The sequence below is a fragment of the Flavobacterium nitratireducens genome (genome assembly GCF_029625335.1).
Lineage (GTDB): Bacteria > Bacteroidota > Bacteroidia > Flavobacteriales > Flavobacteriaceae > Flavobacterium > Flavobacterium nitratireducens.
Genome location: NZ_CP121111.1, coordinates 1,589,567 through 1,611,418, shown reverse-complemented (window position 1 = coordinate 1,611,418; position 21,852 = coordinate 1,589,567). Strand labels below are relative to the sequence as shown.

Annotated in this window: 20 protein-coding genes and 1 pseudogene; 4 read left to right on the top strand and 17 right to left on the bottom strand. The window is 32.9% G+C overall.

Annotation, left to right across the window (positions count from 1 at the left end; genetic code table 11):
• Positions 1-2: 2 nt before the first annotated feature.
• From mrdA to purH, 5 genes are all read right to left on the bottom strand, one after another.
• The gene (gene mrdA, locus P5P90_RS07675) at positions 3-1,946 is read right to left on the bottom strand and encodes a penicillin-binding protein 2 (protein ID WP_278034159.1); all 1,944 of its coding nucleotides are present in this window, start codon (positions 1,944-1,946) and stop codon (positions 3-5) included.
• Complete coding sequence (locus P5P90_RS07670) at positions 1,943-2,449, bottom strand: rod shape-determining protein MreD (RefSeq protein WP_278034158.1); 507 nt, start codon at positions 2,447-2,449, stop codon at positions 1,943-1,945. Before P5P90_RS07670 ends, mrdA begins: the two co-directional genes overlap by 4 nt.
• Positions 2,442-3,269: a rod shape-determining protein MreC gene (gene mreC / locus P5P90_RS07665; RefSeq protein WP_278034157.1), complete on the bottom strand. Its 828-nt coding sequence runs from the start codon at positions 3,267-3,269 to the stop codon at positions 2,442-2,444. The genes P5P90_RS07670 and mreC overlap by 8 nt, the downstream gene beginning before the upstream one ends.
• 80 nt (positions 3,270-3,349) lie before the next feature.
• Positions 3,350-4,378 (bottom strand): rod shape-determining protein, encoded by a 1,029-nt coding sequence (locus P5P90_RS07660; RefSeq protein ID WP_066328646.1) that lies wholly within the window; start codon positions 4,376-4,378, stop codon positions 3,350-3,352.
• A 54-nt stretch (positions 4,379-4,432) separates the two neighbouring features.
• Positions 4,433-5,959: a bifunctional phosphoribosylaminoimidazolecarboxamide formyltransferase/IMP cyclohydrolase gene (gene purH / locus P5P90_RS07655; RefSeq protein ID WP_278034156.1), complete on the bottom strand. Its 1,527-nt coding sequence runs from the start codon at positions 5,957-5,959 to the stop codon at positions 4,433-4,435.
• A 195-nt stretch (positions 5,960-6,154) separates the two neighbouring features.
• Between purH and P5P90_RS07650 the strand changes: the two genes are divergently transcribed.
• Positions 6,155-7,405: an ABC transporter permease gene (locus P5P90_RS07650; protein ID WP_278034155.1), complete on the top strand. Its 1,251-nt coding sequence runs from the start codon at positions 6,155-6,157 to the stop codon at positions 7,403-7,405.
• A gap of 259 nt (positions 7,406-7,664) precedes the next feature.
• Here the strand turns inward: P5P90_RS07650 and P5P90_RS07645 are convergent, their stop codons facing one another.
• The 4 genes from P5P90_RS07645 to tamL form a co-directional block, all read right to left on the bottom strand.
• A complete protein-coding gene (locus P5P90_RS07645) occupies positions 7,665-8,258 on the bottom strand; it encodes a hypothetical protein (RefSeq protein ID WP_278034154.1) in 594 nt (197 codons plus the stop codon).
• 49 nt (positions 8,259-8,307) lie between these two features.
• The gene (gene accD, locus P5P90_RS07640; protein WP_278034153.1) at positions 8,308-9,162 is read right to left on the bottom strand and encodes an acetyl-CoA carboxylase, carboxyltransferase subunit beta; all 855 of its coding nucleotides are present in this window, start codon (positions 9,160-9,162) and stop codon (positions 8,308-8,310) included.
• A 72-nt stretch (positions 9,163-9,234) separates the two neighbouring features.
• The gene (gene fbaA / locus P5P90_RS07635; RefSeq protein WP_278034152.1) at positions 9,235-10,302 is read right to left on the bottom strand and encodes a class II fructose-bisphosphate aldolase; all 1,068 of its coding nucleotides are present in this window, start codon (positions 10,300-10,302) and stop codon (positions 9,235-9,237) included.
• 69 nt (positions 10,303-10,371) lie between these two features.
• Positions 10,372-12,927: a translocation and assembly module lipoprotein TamL gene (gene tamL, locus P5P90_RS07630; RefSeq protein WP_278034151.1), complete on the bottom strand. Its 2,556-nt coding sequence runs from the start codon at positions 12,925-12,927 to the stop codon at positions 10,372-10,374.
• Positions 12,928-12,964: 37 nt separating this feature from the next.
• Here tamL and P5P90_RS07625 point away from each other — a divergent pair, with 37 nt between their 5' ends.
• Positions 12,965-13,696, top strand: coding sequence for an RNA methyltransferase (locus P5P90_RS07625; protein ID WP_278034150.1), 732 nt, complete (start codon positions 12,965-12,967; stop codon positions 13,694-13,696).
• Between the two features lie 7 nt (positions 13,697-13,703).
• Here the strand turns inward: P5P90_RS07625 and porT are convergent, their stop codons facing one another.
• The 4 genes and pseudogenes from porT to P5P90_RS07605 form a co-directional block, all read right to left on the bottom strand.
• Positions 13,704-14,405, bottom strand: a complete 702-nt coding sequence (gene porT / locus P5P90_RS07620; protein ID WP_278034149.1) for a type IX secretion/gliding motility protein PorT/SprT — start codon at positions 14,403-14,405, stop codon at positions 13,704-13,706.
• Between the two features lie 12 nt (positions 14,406-14,417).
• Positions 14,418-15,148: pseudogene (ubiE, locus tag P5P90_RS07615) on the bottom strand (bifunctional demethylmenaquinone methyltransferase/2-methoxy-6-polyprenyl-1,4-benzoquinol methylase UbiE).
• A 528-nt stretch (positions 15,149-15,676) separates the two neighbouring features.
• Positions 15,677-16,174 carry a dihydrofolate reductase gene (locus tag P5P90_RS07610; protein WP_278034148.1) on the bottom strand — a complete coding sequence of 166 codons (498 nt, stop codon included), beginning with the start codon at positions 16,172-16,174 and terminating at the stop codon, positions 15,677-15,679.
• Between the two features lie 6 nt (positions 16,175-16,180).
• Positions 16,181-16,516, bottom strand: a complete 336-nt coding sequence (locus tag P5P90_RS07605) for a 2TM domain-containing protein (RefSeq protein ID WP_278034147.1) — start codon at positions 16,514-16,516, stop codon at positions 16,181-16,183.
• Positions 16,517-16,756: 240 nt separating this feature from the next.
• Between P5P90_RS07605 and P5P90_RS07600 the strand changes: the two genes are divergently transcribed.
• Positions 16,757-17,053 (top strand): isoamylase early set domain-containing protein, encoded by a 297-nt coding sequence (locus P5P90_RS07600; RefSeq protein WP_278034146.1) that lies wholly within the window; start codon positions 16,757-16,759, stop codon positions 17,051-17,053.
• Positions 17,054-17,074: 21 nt separating this feature from the next.
• Here the strand turns inward: P5P90_RS07600 and P5P90_RS07595 are convergent, their stop codons facing one another.
• The 4 genes from P5P90_RS07595 to P5P90_RS07580 all read right to left on the bottom strand — a co-directional run bounded on the left by P5P90_RS07595 (position 17,075) and on the right by P5P90_RS07580 (position 20,536).
• Positions 17,075-17,899, bottom strand: a complete 825-nt coding sequence (locus tag P5P90_RS07595; protein WP_278034145.1) for a thymidylate synthase — start codon at positions 17,897-17,899, stop codon at positions 17,075-17,077.
• 58 nt (positions 17,900-17,957) lie between these two features.
• On the bottom strand, positions 17,958-18,578 hold the full coding sequence (locus tag P5P90_RS07590; RefSeq protein ID WP_278034144.1) for a bifunctional nuclease family protein: 621 nt from the start codon (positions 18,576-18,578) through the stop codon (positions 17,958-17,960).
• Positions 18,579-18,712: 134 nt separating this feature from the next.
• The gene (locus P5P90_RS07585) at positions 18,713-19,681 is read right to left on the bottom strand and encodes an electron transfer flavoprotein subunit alpha/FixB family protein (protein ID WP_278034143.1); all 969 of its coding nucleotides are present in this window, start codon (positions 19,679-19,681) and stop codon (positions 18,713-18,715) included.
• A 108-nt stretch (positions 19,682-19,789) separates the two neighbouring features.
• Positions 19,790-20,536, bottom strand: a complete 747-nt coding sequence (locus P5P90_RS07580; RefSeq protein WP_278034142.1) for an electron transfer flavoprotein subunit beta/FixA family protein — start codon at positions 20,534-20,536, stop codon at positions 19,790-19,792.
• 260 nt (positions 20,537-20,796) lie between these two features.
• Here P5P90_RS07580 and P5P90_RS07575 point away from each other — a divergent pair, with 260 nt between their 5' ends.
• Positions 20,797-21,783: a pyruvate dehydrogenase complex E1 component subunit beta gene (locus P5P90_RS07575; RefSeq protein ID WP_278036496.1), complete on the top strand. Its 987-nt coding sequence runs from the start codon at positions 20,797-20,799 to the stop codon at positions 21,781-21,783.
• Positions 21,784-21,852: the final 69 nt, after the last annotated feature.

Below are 21,852 nucleotides of genomic sequence, written 5' to 3'. Positions count from 1 at the left end.
GCTTAGTTAATTTTTTTCTTGGTAGTATCTATTACCAAATTTGTTTTGATCTCTTTCGTTTTTATACCCGATGAATCTTTTGGTGTAGTCTCTATAGCACTAGCTTCTTTGACTCCGCCTAATTTTGCATATTCACTTCTTAAACTCTTTTCAAGTACTCTTTTTTCTAAATCGGTGCGTGTGATTTTCTTTCTTAAATATTTTTCAATCATTAAGCTGGCAATTGGTCCTGCAATTGTAGCACCAAATCCTCCGTTTTCTACCATGACAGCAATTGCAATTTTTGGATTATCTTTTGGAGCAAATGCAACAAATATGGAATGGTCCTCAAGCTGTACTCTTTTACCATCAATCTTTGCAAAGTTTTCTGCGGTACCTGTTTTTCCGCAAATATCAATGCCATCTACTCTAAGTCCTCTAGCAGTTCCTAAATTATATACATCAAATAATCCGCTTATAATTGGATTAAAATGTTTTTTGTCAATTGTCGTTTCGTGTTTGACTTTGAATTTAGGGTCTATTTTTTCGCCTTTAATTTTCTTAATGATATGAGGAGTGTAGTAATAGCCTCTGTTTGCAATTGTCGCCATCATATTGGCTAATTGGATAGGTGTTGTTAAAACTTCGCCCTGACCAATAGCATTAGATACAATCGCAGTACTTCGCCATCCACCATTAGGATATATGCGTTTGTATGTTTTAGATGTAGGGATACTTCCTCTTCTTCCTGTAGGTAAGTCATAACCCATATAATCTCCTAGTCCAAAACTTTTTACGTGATTACTCCAGACATCTACGGCGTAAGATGGTTTTACATATTTGTTAATGGTTCTCATGTATGCAGTTCCAAAATAAGCATTGCACGATTCATAAATACCACGATGCAATTGTAGCGCACCTCCATGACAGTGGCATCGCATAAAACGGCCTCTAGCATAGCTAAATCCATGGTGGCAAAATACAGTGAATTGTTCGTTGACTACCCCTTCTTGTAGTGCCACTAAACCTGTCAAGATTTTAAATGGTGACCCTGGAGGGTATTCGGCAAGTAATCCTCTATCGTATAATGGTTTTGCAATCGAATCACGATACAAAAGTGTATAGTTTTTAGAACGCTGTCTTCCCACTAAAATTGATGGATCATAGGAAGGAGCTGTTACCAATGCTAAAATTTCTCCTGTTTTAGGTTCAATTGCAACAATCCCACCTCTTTTGTTTATCATTAATTGTTCTCCGTAACGCTGGATATCGGCATCAATGGTTAGGTTGATATCTTCACCTTGTACAGCAATGGTATCGTATTTTCCGTCTTTATAAGAACCAATTTCTCTATTGTATTTGTCTTTGAGGAAATATTTTACCCCTTTTACACCGCGTAAAATTTCTTCGTAATATTCTTCAACTCCTTGTTTGCCAATTAAATCACCACTTTTGTAATAAGGATTTTCCTTGATGATTTTTTCATTTACCTCTACTATAGAACCAAATATATTAGCCCCAAAATCAACTTCGTAGTCACGAAGTGAACGCTTTTGAACATAAAAACCATTAAATTTTCTGATTTTTTCCTGAAAGGCAGCGTATTCGGTTTTGTTTAATTGAGGCAAAAATACTGATGGTAATCTAGGGCTGTAAACTTTAGCTTTTTCTATCTTTTTTAAAAAATCTTCTTTGGTGATGTCTAATAATTGACAAAGTTCCAAGGTGTCTATATTTTTAATTTCTCTTGGAATGACCATGATATCATAAGAAGCTTGATTGGCAACTAAAAGTTTGCCATTTCTATCGTATATATAGCCTCTTTCTGGATATTCATATTTTATTTTGATAGCATTATTCTCTGATTTTAATTTGAAAGTATCGTTGATAATTTGCAAATAAAAAATCCGAATTAGGAGCAAAGATGCTGCAACAATAATTATAGAAGGCAGCAGTAGTTTTCTCATCGTTTGTTTGGCTTAATAAGGTAAATTATTATAATGCAGCTAATAATTGTAAATACGGTACTCAATAATGTTCTGAGTAAAATGTCTAAAATGAAACTTACTTGAAAGGCTTCTAAGATAAATAGGGTAAAATGATGCAATACCACAGCTAGTAATATAAAGGTAAACCTTTCAGGAGTTAAAGATTCATTTAATTTTATCGTTTGGTATTCGTAACTAACACCAAAGGCAAATTTAAAAATATAAGGGCGATAATAAGCTAAAACTACACAGGCTGTTGCATGAATACCACCCGAGTTTGAAAATAAATCCATCATTAAGCCTAAAAGAAAGCTACTTACTAGTAAACCAGCTCTGTTTGAGTTTACAGGATATAAAATAAGGAATAGCATATAGGGTAATGGCAATATAAAGCCTAAAAATGTCATGTTGTTAAATATGACAATTTGTACAGTTAATAATAAAATAAACCGTAGTATATTGAGTAACAAAGTGCTATTCATCTTTTAAGGTTTCTTTTTCTAAATTATTAACTTCATCTCTATCTTTACTCTTAATGATGTATACATGTCCTAAATTAGTCATGTCATTAAATAGCTTAATATTTAAAACATAATAATTGGTTTCTTCTTCTTTGTATACTTTGTCAACGGTTCCAATATTGATATTTTCAGGGAAAATAACAGATTGGCCACCTGTGACAATGGTATCACCTTTTCTAACATTAGCTAATCGAGGAACATCGATAAGTTGCACAAAGCCCGTGTTTTTTCCGTTCCATACTAAAGAGCCAAAATGATTGGATTTCTTTATTTTAGCATTGATTTGTGATTTGGTATTTAAGATACTAATTACAGTTGAATATTTAGGAGATGTCTTGTCAATAATACCAACAATCCCTAAACTATTAATCACACCCATATCTGTTTTTACACCATCTTTGGCACCTGAATTAAGTGTTAGGAAGTTTTCGTGTCGGTTATAGGAGTTGTGGATTACTTTAGAAACAATGATGTCATCTGGTGCTGTTCCTTTTAGGTTTTGAGGAATTGGTACTTTAGTGGTGTCCTTAGTGTTGAAAATGATGCTTTTAAGTCTGGCGTTTTCAAGTGCTAGAGCTTCATTTTCAGACTTTAGGTTTAGATATTCGGTTATGTTGTTGATTTCTTCGTAAACACCACCTGTTAAAAAATTGGCAGAGCTGATAACTCTGCTTTTGTGATAAGAATGAGACTGTATGGTGAGCAAAAGCGAAAGGCTTAATAACAGCAAAAACAGTAACTTGTTACTGTTTTTGAATATAAAATTAAATATTTGCTGCATTCTCTTAGTTGGTTATTAGTTTCAGATTTGCTGAGTATAAAAGATAAACTTAATACAATTTCCTTTTCTAAGAAATGGATTTATTTAATTAAGATGCTTTTAAATTTACCAATATTTTTAAGTGCCATTCCAGTACCTCTAACAACGGCTCTTAATGGATCTTCTGCGATATAAACAGGTAAATCTGTTTTTTGTGAAATACGCTTGTCTAAACCTCTAAGCATAGAACCTCCACCTGCTAGGTAAATACCTGTATTGTAGATGTCGGCAGCTAATTCTGGTGGGGTTTGAGACAAGGTTTCCATTACAGCGTCTTCAATTCGTTGAATTGATTTGTCTAAGGCTTTAGCGATTTCTCTATAGGAAACATCTACTTGTTTAGGTTTACCCGTTAATAAGTCTCTACCTTGTACAGACATATCTTCTGGAGGAGTTTCTAAATCTTCGATAGCTGCTCCAATTTGAATTTTTATTTTTTCAGCAGTACTTTCACCCACAAATAAGTTGTGTTGTGTACGCATGTAATAAACGATATCATTTGTAAAAACGTCTCCAGCAATTTTTACGGATTTATCGCAAACAATTCCGCCTAATGCAATTACAGCAATTTCAGTAGTACCTCCTCCGATATCAACAATCATGTTTCCTTTTGGTTGCATGATGTCAATTCCAATACCGATTGCTGCTGCCATTGGTTCGTGAATCAAATAAACTTCTTTTCCGTTTACGCGTTCACAAGATTCTTTTACAGCTCTCATCTCTACTTCAGTAATTCCAGATGGAATACAAACCACCATTCGTAAAGCTGGAGTAAACATTTTCTTTTTTAATGCTGGTATGCTTTTGATAAACATACTAATCATTTTTTCAGAGGCATCAAAATCTGCAATTACACCATCTTTAAGTGGTCTAATGGTTTTTATGTTTTCATGCGTTTTACCTTGCATCAAATTGGCTTCTTTACCAACAGCTATAATTTTACCAGAAATTCTATCTCTAGCAACGATTGACGGGCTGTCAATGACTACTTTATCATTATGTATGATTAGCGTATTAGCGGTACCAAGGTCAATTGCAATATCCTCGGTCATGAAATCAAAAAATCCCATACGATTTTTAGGGGTTTAAAAGTTAAAAATTAGGAGCGTACAAAGTTAAACAAATTAATGTTTGAAATGACGTGTTCCTGTAAATACCATTGCCAAATTATTTTCGTTACAATAGTCAATACTTAATTGGTCTTTAATAGAACCTCCCGGTTGGATTACTGCTGTAATTCCAGCTACTTTTGCAAGAGCAACACAATCAGGGAAAGGGAAGAAAGCATCGCTTGCCATTGAAGCTCCTGTTAAATCAAATCCAAAGTGTTTTGCTTTTTCAACTGCTTGTTGTAAAGCATCTACTCTTGATGTTTGACCTGTTCCAGAAGATATTAAAGTTCCATTTTTAGCAAAAACAATTGTGTTAGATTTTGTGTTTTTACAAATTTTAGATGCAAAAATCAAATCTTCGATTTCTTGTTCAGTTGGACTTGTAATGGTAACGGTAGTTAAATCGTTTTTATTGTCAGTGATGTTGTTTCTATCTTGAATTAAAAGTCCGTTTAAACAAGTACGAACTTGTCTTTGTGGTAATTCAACATCGTTTTGAACTAAAATAATTCTGTTTTTCTTTTCTTGTAAAATAGTCACAGCTTCATCCTCATAAGCTGGAGCAATTACAACCTCGCAGAATAATTGGTTGATTTCTTTAGCAGTAGCAACATCAATTGTGGTATTTGAAATTAGTACTCCACCAAAAGCAGATGTTGGATCACAAGCTAAAGCAGCTAAATACGCTTCGCAAATAGTGTTTCTTGAAGCTAATCCACAAGCGTTGTTGTGCTTCAAGATAGCAAATGTAGGTCCGTCGTTTTTGAATTCTCCAATCAAATTCACTGCAGCATCTACATCTAATAAGTTGTTGTATGATAATTCTTTTCCGTGTAATTTTTTGAACATGGCATCAAAATCACCGAAGAAAAATCCTTTTTGATGTGGGTTTTCTCCGTAACGTAATACTTGACCATTGTCGATGCTTGCTTTGTAGATTGTTTCATCTGTGTTGAAGTAACCAAAGATAGCTCCGTCATAGTGTGATGATACGTGGAAAGCTTTAGTAGCTAATAATTTTCTATCTTCAAGAGTTGTTGCTCCGTTTTGTTTTGTAATCATATCTAAGAACAAAGCATATTCGTTCATCGATGGAACAATTACAGTGTCTTTGAAATTTTTTGCAGCAGCACGAATCAATGAAATTCCTCCAATGTCAATTTTTTCAATAATATCTTGTTCACTAGCTCCAGAAGCTACTGTTTTTTCAAATGGATATAAATCTACAATAACTAAGTCAATCTGTGGAATATCATGTTGTTTCATTTGTGCAACATCACTTTCGTTGTCTTGACGATTTAATATTCCTCCAAAGATTTTTGGATGTAGTGTTTTAACACGACCTCCTAAAATTTCAGGAAAAGCAGTAATATCTTCAACAGCAACAACAGGTATGCCTAGATTTTTGATAAATTCCTCAGTTCCTCCAGTTGAATAAAGTGTAACATTTTGGCTGTGTAATAATTTAACAATAGGCTCAAGACCTTCTTTCGAAAAAACCGAAATTAATGCAGATTGAATTGTTTTAGATGTGCTCATGAATAGATTTAATTATAAAGTGCAAAAATAGTTTTTTAATGTTAAAATTTGCTATCAAAAAATAAGATAATTTTCAATTGCCTCATTTTTTTTATTTCATGTTGAAATCGCTGTTTTTTATTGTGTTAAAAGAATTTTATATTAGGTTTTTGAATATTATTTACAGAATTTTACCATATTATAAACGGATTTTTTATGTTGCTATATCTTCGATTATTGAAAGAGAGTTTTGCTTTTGCTATCAATGCACTGCGAAATAACAAATTACGCACCTTGCTTTCCTTACTTGGAGTTACAATTGGTATCTTTTCCATTATAGCAGTATTAGCAGCTGTCGATTCTCTGGATAAGAAAATCACGAGCGATTTGAGTGGCTTGGATAAAAACACCATTTATTTGATGAAATTTTCTTTTGGACCATCTGATATTCCCAGTTGGAAGCGCGAGCAATTTCCTAATGTAAAATACGATGAGTATATTTATATGAAAGGGGCTATGACGAATACGGCAGAGTTAGGCTATCAAATTTTTACCAAATCAGAAAATATTAAATACGATTCTAAAATAGTAAGTGATGTAAATATTGTACCAGTTTCGCATGAATTTATAGATATTCAGGGCTTGGAATTTGAAAGAGGACGTTTTTATAATGAGTCTGAATCTAGTTCAGGAGCTAAAGTCATTGTGTTAGGAAAGGATATAGCGACTAATTTATTTGACGATTTGGACCCAATAGGTAAAGAAGTGCGCTTGTATGGACAACGTTTTAAAGTTATTGGGGTTTTGAAGAAAATAGGGGCTAGTATTTTTGGGCAGAGTAATGATACGGCCGTTTTTATTCCTGTTAATTTTGTGCGACAAAGTTTTGGTGATAACAATACATCTTTGACCAATGTAATTATTTTTAAACCGGTTGATGGAGTAGATATGGAAGCTTATAAGGCCGAAATTTCGCAAAAATTAAGAGCTTATCGCGGAATAAAAGCAGGTGAAATTGATGATTTTTTCATTAATGTTTTTTCTGGTTTTACTGATTTTATTGATGGAATTATAGGAAGTATGAAAATAGGAGGTTGGGTGATTAGTGGATTTTCGCTGTTAGTAGGTGGTTTCGGGATTGCAAATATCATGTTTGTTTCAGTTAAAGAACGCACGCACTTAATAGGAATCCAAAAATCATTAGGGGCTAAAAACCGATTTATTTTGTTTCAGTTTCTATTCGAAGCTATTATTTTATCAGTGATTGGTGGTTTAATTGGCTTGTTATTAGTCTGGGGAATCGCTGTTGGTTTAACCAAAGCCTTAGATTTCGAATTTGTACTTGGCTTAGATAACATTCTTCTAGGAACCGGATTAGCGGGGATTATCGGTCTGATTTCTGGGATTTTGCCTGCGATTTCTGCTTCGCGATTGGATCCTGTTGAGGCTATTAGAACTGGGATGTAATTTGAAGTTAGAAGTTAGAGGTTAGAAGTTAAGTGTTGTAATGTTAGTTTTAGTGAGCAGTATCAGTTTTTAGTTTTCAGGTACAGTTCGCAGTGTTATTCTGAGAAACTAAGCTATCACATAAAATAGATTCTAGAATGTAGATTTCAGAATTTAGAATTTTCCACAAAGTTGTCTTTCCGACGGAGGAGGAATCTCAAATAAGTTTAATTAGTTTTATGTGGAAGTTTAATTCTTAAGGTGTCCCATTTAATTTCATTTAAAAGTAATATTTCTCATTATTTTTATAATAAAGAACAGTGTCTTCTTCTTGAGTAGTTCTTCTGATAAGGGAAGTAGGTGTTTTGTTGTTTTTTAAAAATTTCAAGAACGCACTATTTTTTATGGTGTATTTTTGAGATGCAATGATTAAAATTTGTCTGTTTTTTTCTTTAGACAAAATGTTTTCAGTTAAAAAATCATTTAAACTTTTTTGAGGAATTTTGATGAAATCCTTAGGGTGTAAATCCTTAAAATGTGGAAGTGTGTCGTATTCTTGTCCAAAGCTGCAAAAGTTTATAAAATATTTGTTTTGATAGAAAAATAGATTGTTGTTTTTATCAATGATAAGTTGATGTTCTGCGTAAAATCCTTTGTGGGGTGGAGGTGGTGGTTTTATTTTGCTTTTTTTGTCTATTGAATCATAGTAATTTTGGAGTTTTTTATCTTCAAAAGAAATAATATAAGAATCTCTTTTTGGTGTGATATTTTCTGTCTTTTTATTGCAATTTGCAAAAAGTAAACAAATAAAAATTCCTATAACTATTCTTTTCGTATTCAAATGATTTAAGATAAAGATATAAAAAAATCCCATTTGCAATTATTTTAGCAAATGGGATTTTGTATTTATAGAAATTCTAAAATTATCGAATTTCGTTGTTTTGAATCAAATCAATAAACAAGTTGATTTTGTCTTTTAATTCTTTTCTGGCTGTGATAAAATCTAAGAAACCGTGCTCTAAAAGGAATTCGGCAGTTTGGAAACCTTCTGGTAAATCTTTACCAGTTGTGTCTTTAACAACACGTGGTCCAGCAAACCCAATTAAGGCGCCCGGCTCAGCAATGTTGATGTCTCCTAACATAGCGTAAGATGCAGTTGTTCCTCCAGTAGTTGGGTCAGTGCATAAAGAGATGTACGGTAATTTAGCTTCAGAAAGTTGGGCTAGTTTTACCGATGTTTTAGCTAATTGCATTAAAGAATAAGCCGCTTCCATCATACGTGCACCACCAGACTTAGAGATCATTACAAATGGTAATTTGTGTTTGATCGCGTAATCAATTCCTCTGGCAATTTTTTCTCCTACAACAGCTCCCATAGAACCGCCAATAAAAGCAAAATCCATAGCGCAAACTACTAAGTCTTTTCCTTTTGATTTTCCAACCGCGGTACGAACAGCGTCTTTAAGCTTTGTTTTTTCCATAACATCTTTCAAACGATCAGCATATTTCTTTGTATCTACAAAGTTCAAAGGATCTTTTGAAGTGATGTTAGGATCTAATTCAGTAAATTCATTGTTGTCGAATAAGATTTCGAAATAAGTAGCACTACCTATTCTCACGTGGAAACCATCTTCTGGACTTACAAATAGATTGCGTTCCAGTTCTTCTGCATCAATAATTTTTCCAGTAGGAGATTTGTACCAAAGTCCCTTTGGAACATCCATTTTTTGTTCGGTAGGAGTTGTGATTCCTTTTTCTTGTCTTTTAAACCAAGCCATATTTCAATTGATAATTGATAATTAACAATTGATAACTTCTACAATTATCAATTGTTAATTGTTAATTGTTAATTATAACGTGTTAACGTTGTTCAAGTCAGCAAAAGCTTGCTCAAGTCTTGTATTGAATGTTACTTCACCTTCACGTATCCATTTTCTTGGGTCATAATACTTTTTGTTTGGAGCATCAGGACCAGTTGGGTTACCAATTTGTGTTTTTAAATAATCAATATTGTTTACCATGAAATCACGAATTCCTTCAGTGAAAGCAAATTGTAAATCAGTGTCAATGTTCATTTTAACTACTCCGTAGCTAATTCCTTCTCTGATTTCTTCTAATGTAGAACCAGAACCTCCGTGGAATACGAAATCAACAGGATTGTGTCCAGTATTGAATTTTTGTTGAACGTAATCTTGAGAGTTTTTTAAGATTTTTGGAGTTAATTTTACGTTTCCTGGTTTGTAAACACCGTGTACGTTTCCAAAAGCTGCAGCGATTGTAAATCTAGGACTTACCTTAGAAAGTTCTTCGTAAGCATAAGCTACTTCTTCTGGTTGTGTGTATAATTTTGAGCTGTCAACATCAGAGTTGTCTACACCATCTTCCTCACCTCCAGTGATTCCTAGTTCGATTTCTAATGTCATACCAATTTTGCTCATTCTTTCTAGGTATGTTTTGCAAATTTCGATATTTTCTTCGATTGGCTCTTCTGATAAGTCAATCATGTGAGAACTGAATAAAGATTTTCCTGTAGCAGCAAAGTGCTCTTCAGATGCATCTAATAAACCATCGATCCAAGGTAATAATTTTTTTGCACAGTGGTCAGTATGTAAAATTACAGTAGCTCCGTATGCTTCTGCTAAGGTATGGATACTTTTTGCACCTGCAATTGCACCTGCAATAGCTGCTTTTTCACCTGCATTAGAAAGTCCTTTACCTGCATTAAATTGAGCTCCACCATTTGAAAATTGGATAATAACTGGTGCATTTAATTTTGCAGCTGTTTCAAGTACACCATTAATTGTATTTGATCCTGTAACATTTACAGCTGGAAGTGCAAAACCTTTTTCTTTTGCATAATTAAAGATTTCTTGAACCTGATCACCAGTTGCTACACCTGCTTTTATGTTGTGTGCCATTTTGTTTTTGTTTTTGTGTTAGATTTTAGATTTTTTGTTTAAGTTCGCAAAAATAAGAATTAATTAGCATTAGAAAGGATAATTTATTCCAAAATTTAAAACTGAATGTGCGAAATTATAATCTCTAAACCATTTTTTTCCAGATTCATCCGCAGGATTGAAGGTTTTAAATCCAAAATCAAATCGGACAACAAAGAAATTTAAATCGTATCTAAGTCCAAATCCAGAGCCTAATGCCAGATCTTTTAAACTGGACAAATTGTTAAAAGTTGCTTTTTCGTCAGTTACATTATCAAATACATTCCAGATGTTTCCTGCATCGGCAAATAAAGCTCCTTTTAAGTCTCCAAGAATTTTAAATCGATATTCAGCACTAAGCGCAATTTTCATGTTTGCTTCATTGAAATCCAATAAGGATTCTGTTTTTCCAGGTCCTAAACTATAGGGTTGCCAAGCTCTGTTGTCATTTGATCCTCCTGCAAAATAACTTCTTGAGAAGGGAATGTAATCTGAATTTCCAAAAGGGACAGCAATTCCAAAAAAGCTTCGAAAGGCAAACACATTTTGTCTGGATAAATCCCAATGTTTGATGTAATCAAATTCGGCTTTTCCATATTCTGAATATTCTAAGTTGAAAATTTTATAATTTCCAGCATTGTTTTTATTTAATCCAATTGTTTTTGAAATCAAGGAAAGTAAAGAACCTGCCGATTCTATTTTGGCCTTAAACTGATAAAAATTGTTGTCTTTTAGATCTTTTTTGGTCGTTTTTGAAAATGTAAAACTTGAAGCCAATATAAAATTATCTTCGCTTAGTCGTTCTCTTCTTTCAGTAATACTTAAAACTTCTTTGTAAGCGGGGTCTTGGGGAGTTAAATTAGTATTCAGAGTCAAGGCATCGTTTGTGAATCCAATTGTACCTTTGTCAATAATTAAATTGTTGTTAGCATCTACATAATTTGGATTGATATTGTAGGTTTTTGCAATTTCATTTAAGGCATTGTACGAAGAACTATATACGTTAAAGTAATTTAATGGATTCAGATTACGAACATATTGGATATTGAACAAATCAAATCTAGAGGTGTTGTTTTGTTTTGGATTCCAGTTATACGTAAAAATTCCAGTGAAATTTTCTTTATCAAGTCCAATATTTTTTTGCGAAGTATAACCAATTCCTATTTGTGTGGAAGGAATCATGCTTTTAGGGATGATTTTTTCGGTAGAAAAAGGGAAAAATATTCTAGGAAAATTTAATTTCATATCCACACCATATTCAGAAACATTGAAGAATTGGTTATTGGGGTTGGCTAAGTCTTTTGAGGAACCTACATTGGCTCTGGCCGATATTTCTAAAGTTTCAGCACCATTAAAAATATTTCTAATGGTTAATGCTGGGGTAAATGAGATACCAAAATCTTGTATGTTCGAATGGGTAAAATCAGAAGAAGCTTGAAAGCTGTATTTCTTTCTAGGAGTAAGATATATTTTTGCTATTAAAGAATTGTTTAATGTGTCTTTTTTGACAATTTCGTATTGGATACTTGGAGCATTAAAAATTTTTAAATTGCTCAAGTATCTTGATGTAAGTACGGTTCTGTAATCGGCAAATAGATTTCCTTTGTTTATAAAAATGGCATCTGTAATTGCTTTAGGGCGGTATTTAATTTTTTCAATTCCGTATAATTTGAAATTCTCGTAGCTAATACTATCGGTTATGTTTTGCTTATTTGTGTTGGGTTTAAAGTCGGTGTAAATGGCAACATCACTTATTTTATAAAGTTTATAAGGTTCCGTTTTGGTCGAATCTTTGTCTTGGTAACTGTTATTTCCTATTTTAATATTCACATTGGCTTTGTTTTTTTTGCCAATAGTATCTATGTCGTATACAATAGAGGTTGGTTGAAAATAATAAGCTCCGTGATTTCTGAAATAGTTAGAAAGACGGTTTTTTTCATCCGAAAAATCGATCGTTTTAAATTGGTTCCCAGGTTTAATTAATGGATTTTCTTTTGCTGTTTTGTATAAGGAATCTAGTTGTGGCGAACTAATAGTAGCCGTTATTGTATCCAACAAATAGGCGTTGTTAGTTGTGATTTCGTATTCAATTTTTCCTCTTTTAGGTTTTATGGTATCGTGTTTAGAATTGACTACCACATCAAAATAACCATTATTGAAATAATAATATTTAAGTCTCGCTACCGATTTCTTTGTTTTTGTAGAATCAATAATGACAGGTGGTTCCCCCGTTTTTTTTAAAAAATCATGAATACCGTGATACCAAAAGGATTTGCCAAGGCGATCCACTTGTTTGGCTGATAGCCATTTGGATTTTCTTTCGTATTTACCAGGATTGTTAGTGAATTTTGCTTGGTATGTCGAGTCAGGATTTAGATTAGCTAAATTATAGAGATTTAATCGTAAGCGAAAGCCTAATAAGGTGCTGTTAGGTTTTTGGTATAATTGTTCGTGAATATCTTCGTTGTTGGTTTTCTTGCCATTTACTGCAATTTGAGTACTTGCAAGAAGTTGTTTTCCTTTTGGAACTCTTTTTTCTGCGTTACAAGCAGCTATAATTATTCCTATTAGAATAAATAATGATATTTTTGCTGAAATTTTTTTCAAGACGTCTAAAATATTTAATTCAAAAGTACATATTTTTATGGTTAGTAAAAACCAAATAAAACTAATAACTAGTTTACAGCAAAAAAAGTATAGGATTATCAATCAAATGTTTTTTGCAGAAGGTGTAAAAGTGATTCAAGAACTTTTGAATTCTAATTTCGAATTAGAACATTTGTATACTACCCAGTATGATTTTGAGGACGTTTTAGGTAAAAAAAAATCCTTAATACACGAAACCGATTTGAAAAAAATCAGTGCTTTAGCTACACCTAATAGCTGTTTGGCATTGTTTAAAATTCCAGAAGAAAAAACAATTATCGAATCCGGTTTAATAATTGCGTTGGATGATGTGAGAGACCCAGGTAACTTAGGGACTATATTACGTCTATGTGATTGGTACGGAGTAGAACAAGTAATTTGTTCTAAGGAGTCGGTTGATATTTACAATCCAAAAGTAGTTCAGGCAACAATGGGATCTATAAGTAGGGTAAATGTAACTTATGTGGATTTAGAAGCATACATTTCTCAAACGAATTTAAAAGTTTACGGCACTTTTATGGAGGGAGAAAATATATATAAATCTTCCCTTCCTCAAGAAGGAATTATTGTTATGGGAAATGAAGCTAATGGTATTTCAGAAGAAATTGAAGCTTTAATAAAAAACCGTATTACTATTCCTCGTTTTGGGAAATTACAAAAGGCAGAAAGTTTAAATGTTGCCACTGCAACGGGTATAATTTTGAGTGAATTTAAGCGAAATCTGGCTTAAATTTTTTTTAATGGAAAGTAAAATTAATAAAGACGGCTCTTGTTTTTAATGATTCGATATTTCCTGTCCAAGGGCTATTAGGGTCATTATCACGGATAAGTTCGTCTTTAAGGCTGAAACAGCCACGAATAGAAGGGGAAAAGATAAAGTATTCAGAGAAGATGTCGATTCCAAAACCCAACTCGTAATTCGTACTCCATGGTTTTACTCTGAATTTTTGTTGGAGATTATCGTCTTTGGATTTTGAGTTGGAAGATAAATTTAGAGTAGTAGACAATCCACCTACAATATAGGGACGAATGTTCCCAGTTCTTACAGAGGAAAATTTGAGTAATAAAGGAAAATGAATATAAGTACTGTTTACGTCGCGTACTGCGTCAATTTCTCTTTCAAAATCTGGAAAATATAAGGTTCTTTTAGTGTAATATAATCCGGGTTCAAAACGAAGGTTTACGTGTTCTTGAAGTTTTAAATCAGCTACAACTCCTACATTGAAACCGGTGCTTTTTTTTACTTGGATGTCTGGACTTACCGTTTTGTAATCGAACTTAAAATCAAAAGAACTAAACCCTAAATAATAGCCAAAATACAGTCGTTGTTTTTGAAAATTTTCTAAATTGATAATAGGATCTTTACTAAACATTCCTTTAGTTTGCGACTGTCCTAAAGTGAATATTAATAAGAAAGTAAAGGCAATTATCTTTTTCATGACCGGGAAAGTTTATTTTTTGGATGCAACATAAATGGTGGCAACCCCAAAAGTTTGTGGCATTGCTTTTACATCTATAAACCCTGTTTTTCTTAAAATATTGTTTAAAGCTTCACCATAAGGAAAAGCAGCCGCCGATTCGGATAGGTATCCATAGGCAACGTTGTCTTTAGAAAATAATTTCCCGATGATTGGTAAAATGTTTTTGCTGTAAAAATTGTAACCTTGTTTGTAAGGTGTTTTTTCAGGAACTGAGGTTTCTAGAATAACAAAAGTTCCGTTAGGCTTTAAAACTCTTAATATTTCTGCTAAACCTTTTTCTAAGTTTTCAAAGTTACGTACACCAAAAGCAACAGTAATGGCATCAAAGTAATTGTCTTCAAAAGGAATACTTTCGGAATCTCCCAAAATCATTTCGATACGTTCAGAAAGATTTTTTTGCGCAATTTTTTTATTCCCACGTCTAACATTCCTTCCGAAATGTCTAATCCTGTTATTTTTTTGGCATTGGTTTGTGCCATTAAAATAGCTAAGTCTCCTGTGCCAGTTGCAATGTCTAAAATAGTTTCTGGTTTATTTTTATTGATGATTTTGAGTACTTTTTTTCTCCATTTAACATCAATTCCAAATGAGATAACTCGATTTAAATTATCGTAGTTGCCAGAAATGGTATCAAACATTTTGGCGACTTGTTCTTTTTTGCCTAAGGTAGAATCTTTATATGGGGTGATATTTTTGTCCATTTTTTAAATTTTAGCAAATATACTATAATGCCTTTTAAAATGTTCTGGTATTTTGAAATTCAATTTTGGTTTGGTTTTTTTTATTTTTTGAAAAATCACCAAAAGTGGGTATTGTATGACAATTTTTTTATATTGAAATTTACAACCTGAATTACTTATCATGATTAATAGAGAATTACTTATTCAACTCGGATGGCTGTTTTTTGCGTTGGCAATTTCATTTGTTCTTGTTATTTATTTTGACGGCTCTTCTTTAATAAGAGGTAGAGACTTTATTGAAACGCAAAATACGTTCTTAGGATTAAATTTGTTTTTGGAAATTTTAATTTTCACCTCCTTTAGTATCTTTGTGGTATTTGGTATTAAAGGGGTTTTCGAGATTTTTTCTCGAAAAATTGCAAATAATATTATTCTTATTTCGGGTATGAGTTTATTATTTGTCAATTTATTGTTGTTATGTCAAATTGTTTTTCAAGACTAGAATAGTTTCAAATTAATTTTAAAGTGATTCAAAGTAAAAAAACACCTCTACTGAGGTGTTTTTTCTTTTTTAATATAGGTTTCAAATGTGAAATCGTACAAATGTTTTTCATCTTTAGTTTGAAATTCGCTATTAGTTAGTTCCCATTCATTTTTATTTATTTCAGGAAAAAAAGCATCTGCTTCAAAAGTGTGGTGTACAACAGTCAATTCAATTTTATCGGCAAATGGTAGGCTTAAATTGTAAATTTCGCCACCTCCTATGATAAATGATTCTTCGTTTTTAGGGCAAATTTCAATAGCTTTTTCGATACTGTTTACAACGATACAGCCCTCTGCTTCATATCCCTTTTGTCTTGTAATAATAACATGGGTTCTATTTGGTAGGGGTTTAGGGAAACTTTCAAATGTTTTTCTACCCATTATAATGTAGTGTCCTGTTGTGAGGCTTTTAAATCGTTTAAAATCGTTTGGTAAATGCCAAACTAGCTGGTTGTCTTTTCCAAGTGCCCTGTTTTCGGCAGCAGCAGCGATCATTGTAATCATTCGTTTTTAATTAGTAGGGTTTTCTTCGTTTAGGTTGTTGCTCAATTCTTCAATTTTCTTTTTTTGTAAATCGACTAAGCGGTCAATTTGTTCTCTTTCCCAGTTTTTATCCATGAATCGATCAGTGATAAATACTTTTATGAAATGCAAAATAAATAAAAACAACCAAGCTGTAATAAGCCAAATGTGCCAACTTGCGTTTTCGTTGAAGTGAAAAACGGTTGTGGCTACAAATAAAAATAGGCTAGCTAAAAACAATAAAACAAAATGAAAATAAACTCTTTTTTTCTGTTTTATACGTTTTCTAGCGTACTCGTATAATTCATGTTGTTCGGTTTTCATAGGGAGCTGTTTTTTTGTTTATAAAGATAAAATTTAATTTCTAAATGTTGATTTGTGTGGGAAATTATTTGTATTTCATTCTTTCTTTTTTTGTTAATTAGGAAAAATACCAAAGATAAATTATAAAATTGATTTGTTTTTAACACTTTATTATGTTTTGTCTTAAAAGTTCATTCAAGGTGTTTAAACTTCAAAATAAAATGACTTACTTTGTTACAGAAATCTAAAAATGAAACAGTTATGTCGATTAAAAAACAGTTTGTAAAGTCAAAACCAGTTTGTAAAGTTACGTTTTCAATAGAGGCTAAGGAAGCTACAAGTGCTGCTGTAGTAGGTGATTTTAACAATTGGAATCCTGAAGAAGGTGCTTTAAGTAAATTGAAAAACGGTACTTTTAAAGGTGTTTTTGATTTGGATAAAGATGCAACTTATGAATTCAAATATCTGATTGACGGAGAATATATAAACGAAACAGAAGCAGACTCATTTAAGTGGAATGAATTTGCAGGGGCTGAAAATAGCGTTTTAGAGGTTTAATCTAAAACGCTTTTTTTTTGTTTATACTGCCACGTTGCCTTTAATGGTCTCGTGAGGTTCATAGCCTACGAGAGTGAAGTCGTCATAGTCAAAATCAAAAATGTTTTTTATCTCAGGATTTAAAATCATTTTTGGTAATGGCCTAGGCTTACGTGATAATTGTAGTTCGATTTGATCAAAGTGATTGTTGTATATGTGTGCGTCACCGAACGTATGGATGAATTCTCCTGGTTCTAAGTCGCATACTTGTGCTATCATCATCGTTAGCAAAGCGTAAGAAGCAATATTAAACGGAACACCTAAGAAAATGTCGGCACTTCTTTGGTATAATTGGCAGGATAATTTTCCGTTAGCTACATAAAATTGGAAGAAAGCATGACAAGGCGGCAAAGCGGCTTTGTTGTTAGCTACATTTTCTTCGAATGATTTGGATGTGTCTGGTAATACTGATGGGTTCCAAGCCGAAACAAGCATTCTTCGGCTGTTGGGATTGGTTTTTAATTCTTGTATTAGATCGGAAATTTGATCAATTTCTTCACTGTTCCAATTACGCCATTGATGTCCGTATACTGGACCCAAATCTCCATTTTTATCTGCCCAAGCATCCCAAATTTTTACATTGTGTTCTTTAAGGTAGGCTATGTTAGTGTCGCCTTTTAGAAACCAAAGCAATTCGTAAATGATTGATTTAAGATGAAGTTTTTTAGTAGTTACCATAGGGAAACCTTCGCTTAAATCAAAACGCATTTGGTAACCAAAAACACTTTTGGTTCCCGTTCCTGTTCGATCGCCTTTTTGGCAACCATTTTCCATTACATGTTTTACTAAATCTAGATATTGCTTCATTGGGATATGTTGATTTATGCAAATTGTTATACTATAGCACTCAAAAATAGCACTTAAATTAGGATTCTCTTTTTGAAATTTCGTCTCTTATTTTTGCTGCTTTTTCGTAATCTTCTTGTTCAACAGCTTGAATTAATAAGTCATTTAATTCTTGTAAGCTATATTTTATATAAGTTCTGCCGCTTTCTGCTTCAGCCGAAAAAGATTCCGGATTAGAAATGACATCTTCCATTGGTTGGTTTTCTTTGTCTGAATCAGTTGGGCTTGTTTTTAAATAAATACCTGCTTTATCTAAAATGTTTTTATATGTAAAAATTGGCGCATTGAATCGTAAAGCTAAAGCAATTGCATCAGAAGTTCTGGCATCGATTATTTCTTCGATTTTATCTCTTTCGCAAATAATACTAGAGTAAAAAACACCATCTACTAATTTGTGTATGATTACTTGTTTAACTACGATATCAAATCGCTCAGCAAAATTTTTGAATAAATCATGAGTTAGTGGACGTGGCGGTTTTATTTCTTTTTCTAAAGCAATTGCAATAGATTGAGCTTCAAAAGCACCTATTACTATAGGTAGTTTTCTCTCGCCGTCTACTTCATTCAAAATCAAAGCGTAGGCCCCATTTTGTGTTTGGCTGTATGAAATTCCTTTTATGGATAATTTTACTAAGCTCATAATTGTTGAAATGAAAAATGTAGTTTTGGTTTTTAGTTTTAGGTTGCAATATTAATTAAAAATTCTGCCAATAAGCAAAGATACGATTATCTTATTTTATTAGGCAGAATTATATTATTGTTTAGCTTGTAAGCTTAATTGTTTTGTGACTTATACGTTTTTAATTTTTCAATTAATCTTGGTACAACATCAAAAGCATCACCCACGATTCCGTAATCTGCAACCTTAAAGAAAGGCGCTTCGGCATCGGTATTGATTACTACTTTTACTTTAGAAGCATTGATTCCGGCAATATGTTGAATCGCTCCAGAAATTCCAATCGCAATATATAAATTAGTAGCAACTGGTTTTCCTGTTTGTCCTACGTGTTCAGCGTGTGGTCTCCAACCTAAATCGGATACAGGTTTAGAACAAGCAGTCGCCGCACCAAGAACTGCAGCTAAATCTTCAATTAATCCCCAGTTTTCAGGCCCCTTTAATCCGCGTCCTCCTGATACTACAATTTCAGCATCTGCAATAGAAACTTTTCCAGATGATTTTTCAACAGATTCTACTTTAATACCAAAGTCATTATCGCCAATTATCGGATTGAAAATTTCTTCGGTTAATGTGGATTCGTTTTCAAAAATACCGAATGAGTTTTTTGCTAAACCAATCACTTTTACATCAGTATTGATTTCAGTTATATTGAATGCTTTGTTTGAAAATGCATTTCTTTTTACTTGAAAAGGAGCGGTACTAACCGGTAATGCAACTACATTAGAAGCGTAACCTGCATCTAAGTTTACAGCTACCAATGGAGAAAGATAAATACTATCGGTGCTTGATGATAGAATTACCAGTTTAGTGTTTTCCTGTTGAGCAGCTTGTTTGATAACATCTGCGTAAGCTTTTGCGTTAAATTGATTCAGTTTGTTATTAGCTACTTTTAAAACTTTGTCAACTCCGTATTTTGCTAATTCCGAATTGTTATCGTTATTAATGGTCAAAGCAGTTACAGTTGTTCCTAATGATTCGGCTACTTTTTTAGCATAAGATGCGATTTCAAAAGCTACTTTTTTAAATTTTCCTTCGGCCGATTCGGCATATATTAATATTGACATGATGATTTATGATTTTAGATTAACGATTTGTGATTTTAGATTTTAATTAAAGTGTTGAATTGGATTTTGTTTTGCATATCTGCAGTCAAAAATCTTCATTCAGTAATCTTAAATCACTTTGGCCTCGTTGTGTAATAAGTTAATTAATTCATCTAAATTGTCAGCTGAAATCATTTTTACAGCCGATTTTGGAGCTGGTTTTTCAAATTTAATTGCTTTAGTATTTGTAGATGCTTCAGTTGCTTCAATTACATTTAGCGGTTTAGTTCTCGCAGTCATAATTCCTCTCATGTTAGGAATTCGTAAGTCTTTTTCTTCAACGATTCCTTTTTGACCACCAATAATTAAAGGTAAAGAAGTGCTAACGGTTTCTTTTCCGCCGTCGATTTCACGTACAGCAGTTACATTTGTTCCGTCAACTTTAACATCAATACAGGAGTTTAAAAAATTGTATCCTAAAATACCAGCTGTCATTCCAGGAACCATCCCTCCGTTATAATCTAATGATTCTTTTCCAGCAATAACTAAGTCGTATCCTCCTGATTGTATTACTTGAGCTAATTGTTTCGCTACAAAAAAACCATCAGTAGGAGTCGCGTTGATACGGATGGCATCATTGGCTCCAATAGCAAGTGCTTTTCTTAATGTAGGTTCGGTTTCCGGACCTCCAACATTTACTACTGTTACAGTAGCGCCTTGTTGTTCTTGGAACCAAATAGCACGTGTCAATCCAAATTCGTCATTAGGATTGATTACATATTGAACACCGTTAGTGTCAAATTCAGTATCACCGTTTGTAAAATTAATTTTAGAGGTAGTATCAGGAACATGACTGATGCAAACTAGTATTTTCATGTTTTGAAGATTTTATGTGTTTTTTGAAGATTGAGTTACAAAATTAGAACAATATTTCGAATATTTTGGCATTGAATAGGTACTTAAGGAGATTCGTATAATAATTTAGTCTTTTTGTTAGGAATATAGGAAGTTAAATTGCAAGATATTCACATACGAATCCTAAGATGTTAGAATTTAAGGTGGATTATTTAGGTTAAATTGTGTTTTAAATGGTTTAAAATATTTATTTTTGCTCTTTTGAAAATTATATACATACTATATCTAATATGAGAACGATACAATTTAGAGAGGCCATTTGCGAAGCGATGAGTGAAGAAATGCGTCGTGATGAGTCCATTTATTTAATGGGTGAGGAAGTTGCTGAGTACAATGGAGCTTATAAAGCATCTAAAGGAATGCTTGCTGAATTTGGAGAAAAAAGAGTTATTGATACTCCAATTGCAGAGTTAGGTTTTTCGGGAATTGCTGTAGGTTCAGCAATGAATGGTTGCCGACCAATTGTAGAATATATGACTTTCAACTTCTGTTTAGTTGGTATTGATCAAATTATTAATAATGCTGCTAAAATGCGTCAAATGACAGGGGGACAATTTAATGTGCCAATCGTTTTTCGTGGACCAACTGCTTCTGCAGGTCAATTAGGAGCTACACACTCTCAAGCTTTAGAGAACTGGTTTGCAAATACTCCAGGTTTAAAAGTTATTGTTCCGTCAACTCCTTATGATGCTAAAGGTTTATTGAAAGCGGCTATTCGTGATAATGACCCAGTAATTTTCATGGAATCTGAGCAAATGTATGGTGATAAAGGAGAAGTGCCAGATGGAGAATATGTAATTCCTATTGGAGTTGCTGATATCAAAAGAGAAGGAACAGATGTAACAATTGTTTCTTTTGGAAAAATCATTAAAGAAGCATTTATTGCAGCTGATGAATTAGCTAAAGAAGGTATTTCATGTGAAATTATCGACTTAAGAACAGTTCGTCCTATGGATAAAGACGCTATTTTGAAATCGGTTAAAAAAACGAATCGTTTGGTAATTCTTGAAGAAGCTTGGCCAGTGGCTAGTATTTCTTCTGAGATTACTTATATCGTTCAAGAACAAGCATTCGATTTCTTAGACGCGCCAATTCAAAGAATCACTACAGCTGATACTCCAGCACCATATTCACCAGTGTTGTTGAAAGAATGGTTGCCAAATGCATCTGATGTAATCAAAGCTGTTAAAAAAGTAATGTATAAATAATACATAACAAACACTATTAAGGCTTCATCTTACGTTTAGTTTGATGAAGCTTTTTTTTAAAATTTACTG

Excerpts from the sequence above, each read along its gene's own strand:
- mrdA (WP_278034159.1), bottom strand. The coding sequence starts at position 1,946 with ATGAGAAAACTACTGCTGCCTTCTATAATTATTGTTGCAGCATCTTTG.
- P5P90_RS07670 (WP_278034158.1), bottom strand. The coding sequence starts at position 2,449 with ATGAATAGCACTTTGTTACTCAATATACTACGGTTTATTTTATTATTA.
- mreC (WP_278034157.1), bottom strand. The coding sequence starts at position 3,269 with ATGCAGCAAATATTTAATTTTATATTCAAAAACAGTAACAAGTTACTG.
- P5P90_RS07660 (WP_066328646.1), bottom strand. The coding sequence starts at position 4,378 with ATGGGATTTTTTGATTTCATGACCGAGGATATTGCAATTGACCTTGGT.
- purH (WP_278034156.1), bottom strand. The coding sequence starts at position 5,959 with ATGAGCACATCTAAAACAATTCAATCTGCATTAATTTCGGTTTTTTCG.
- P5P90_RS07650 (WP_278034155.1), top strand. The coding sequence starts at position 6,155 with ATGTTGCTATATCTTCGATTATTGAAAGAGAGTTTTGCTTTTGCTATC.
- P5P90_RS07645 (WP_278034154.1), bottom strand. The coding sequence starts at position 8,258 with ATGGGATTTTTTTATATCTTTATCTTAAATCATTTGAATACGAAAAGA.
- accD (WP_278034153.1), bottom strand. The coding sequence starts at position 9,162 with ATGGCTTGGTTTAAAAGACAAGAAAAAGGAATCACAACTCCTACCGAA.
- fbaA (WP_278034152.1), bottom strand. The coding sequence starts at position 10,302 with ATGGCACACAACATAAAAGCAGGTGTAGCAACTGGTGATCAGGTTCAA.
- P5P90_RS07625 (WP_278034150.1), top strand. The coding sequence starts at position 12,965 with ATGGTTAGTAAAAACCAAATAAAACTAATAACTAGTTTACAGCAAAAA.
- porT (WP_278034149.1), bottom strand. The coding sequence starts at position 14,405 with ATGAAAAAGATAATTGCCTTTACTTTCTTATTAATATTCACTTTAGGA.
- P5P90_RS07610 (WP_278034148.1), bottom strand. The coding sequence starts at position 16,174 with ATGATTACAATGATCGCTGCTGCTGCCGAAAACAGGGCACTTGGAAAA.
- P5P90_RS07605 (WP_278034147.1), bottom strand. The coding sequence starts at position 16,516 with ATGAAAACCGAACAACATGAATTATACGAGTACGCTAGAAAACGTATA.
- P5P90_RS07600 (WP_278034146.1), top strand. The coding sequence starts at position 16,757 with ATGTCGATTAAAAAACAGTTTGTAAAGTCAAAACCAGTTTGTAAAGTT.
- P5P90_RS07595 (WP_278034145.1), bottom strand. The coding sequence starts at position 17,899 with ATGAAGCAATATCTAGATTTAGTAAAACATGTAATGGAAAATGGTTGC.
- P5P90_RS07590 (WP_278034144.1), bottom strand. The coding sequence starts at position 18,578 with ATGAGCTTAGTAAAATTATCCATAAAAGGAATTTCATACAGCCAAACA.
- P5P90_RS07585 (WP_278034143.1), bottom strand. The coding sequence starts at position 19,681 with ATGTCAATATTAATATATGCCGAATCGGCCGAAGGAAAATTTAAAAAA.
- P5P90_RS07580 (WP_278034142.1), bottom strand. The coding sequence starts at position 20,536 with ATGAAAATACTAGTTTGCATCAGTCATGTTCCTGATACTACCTCTAAA.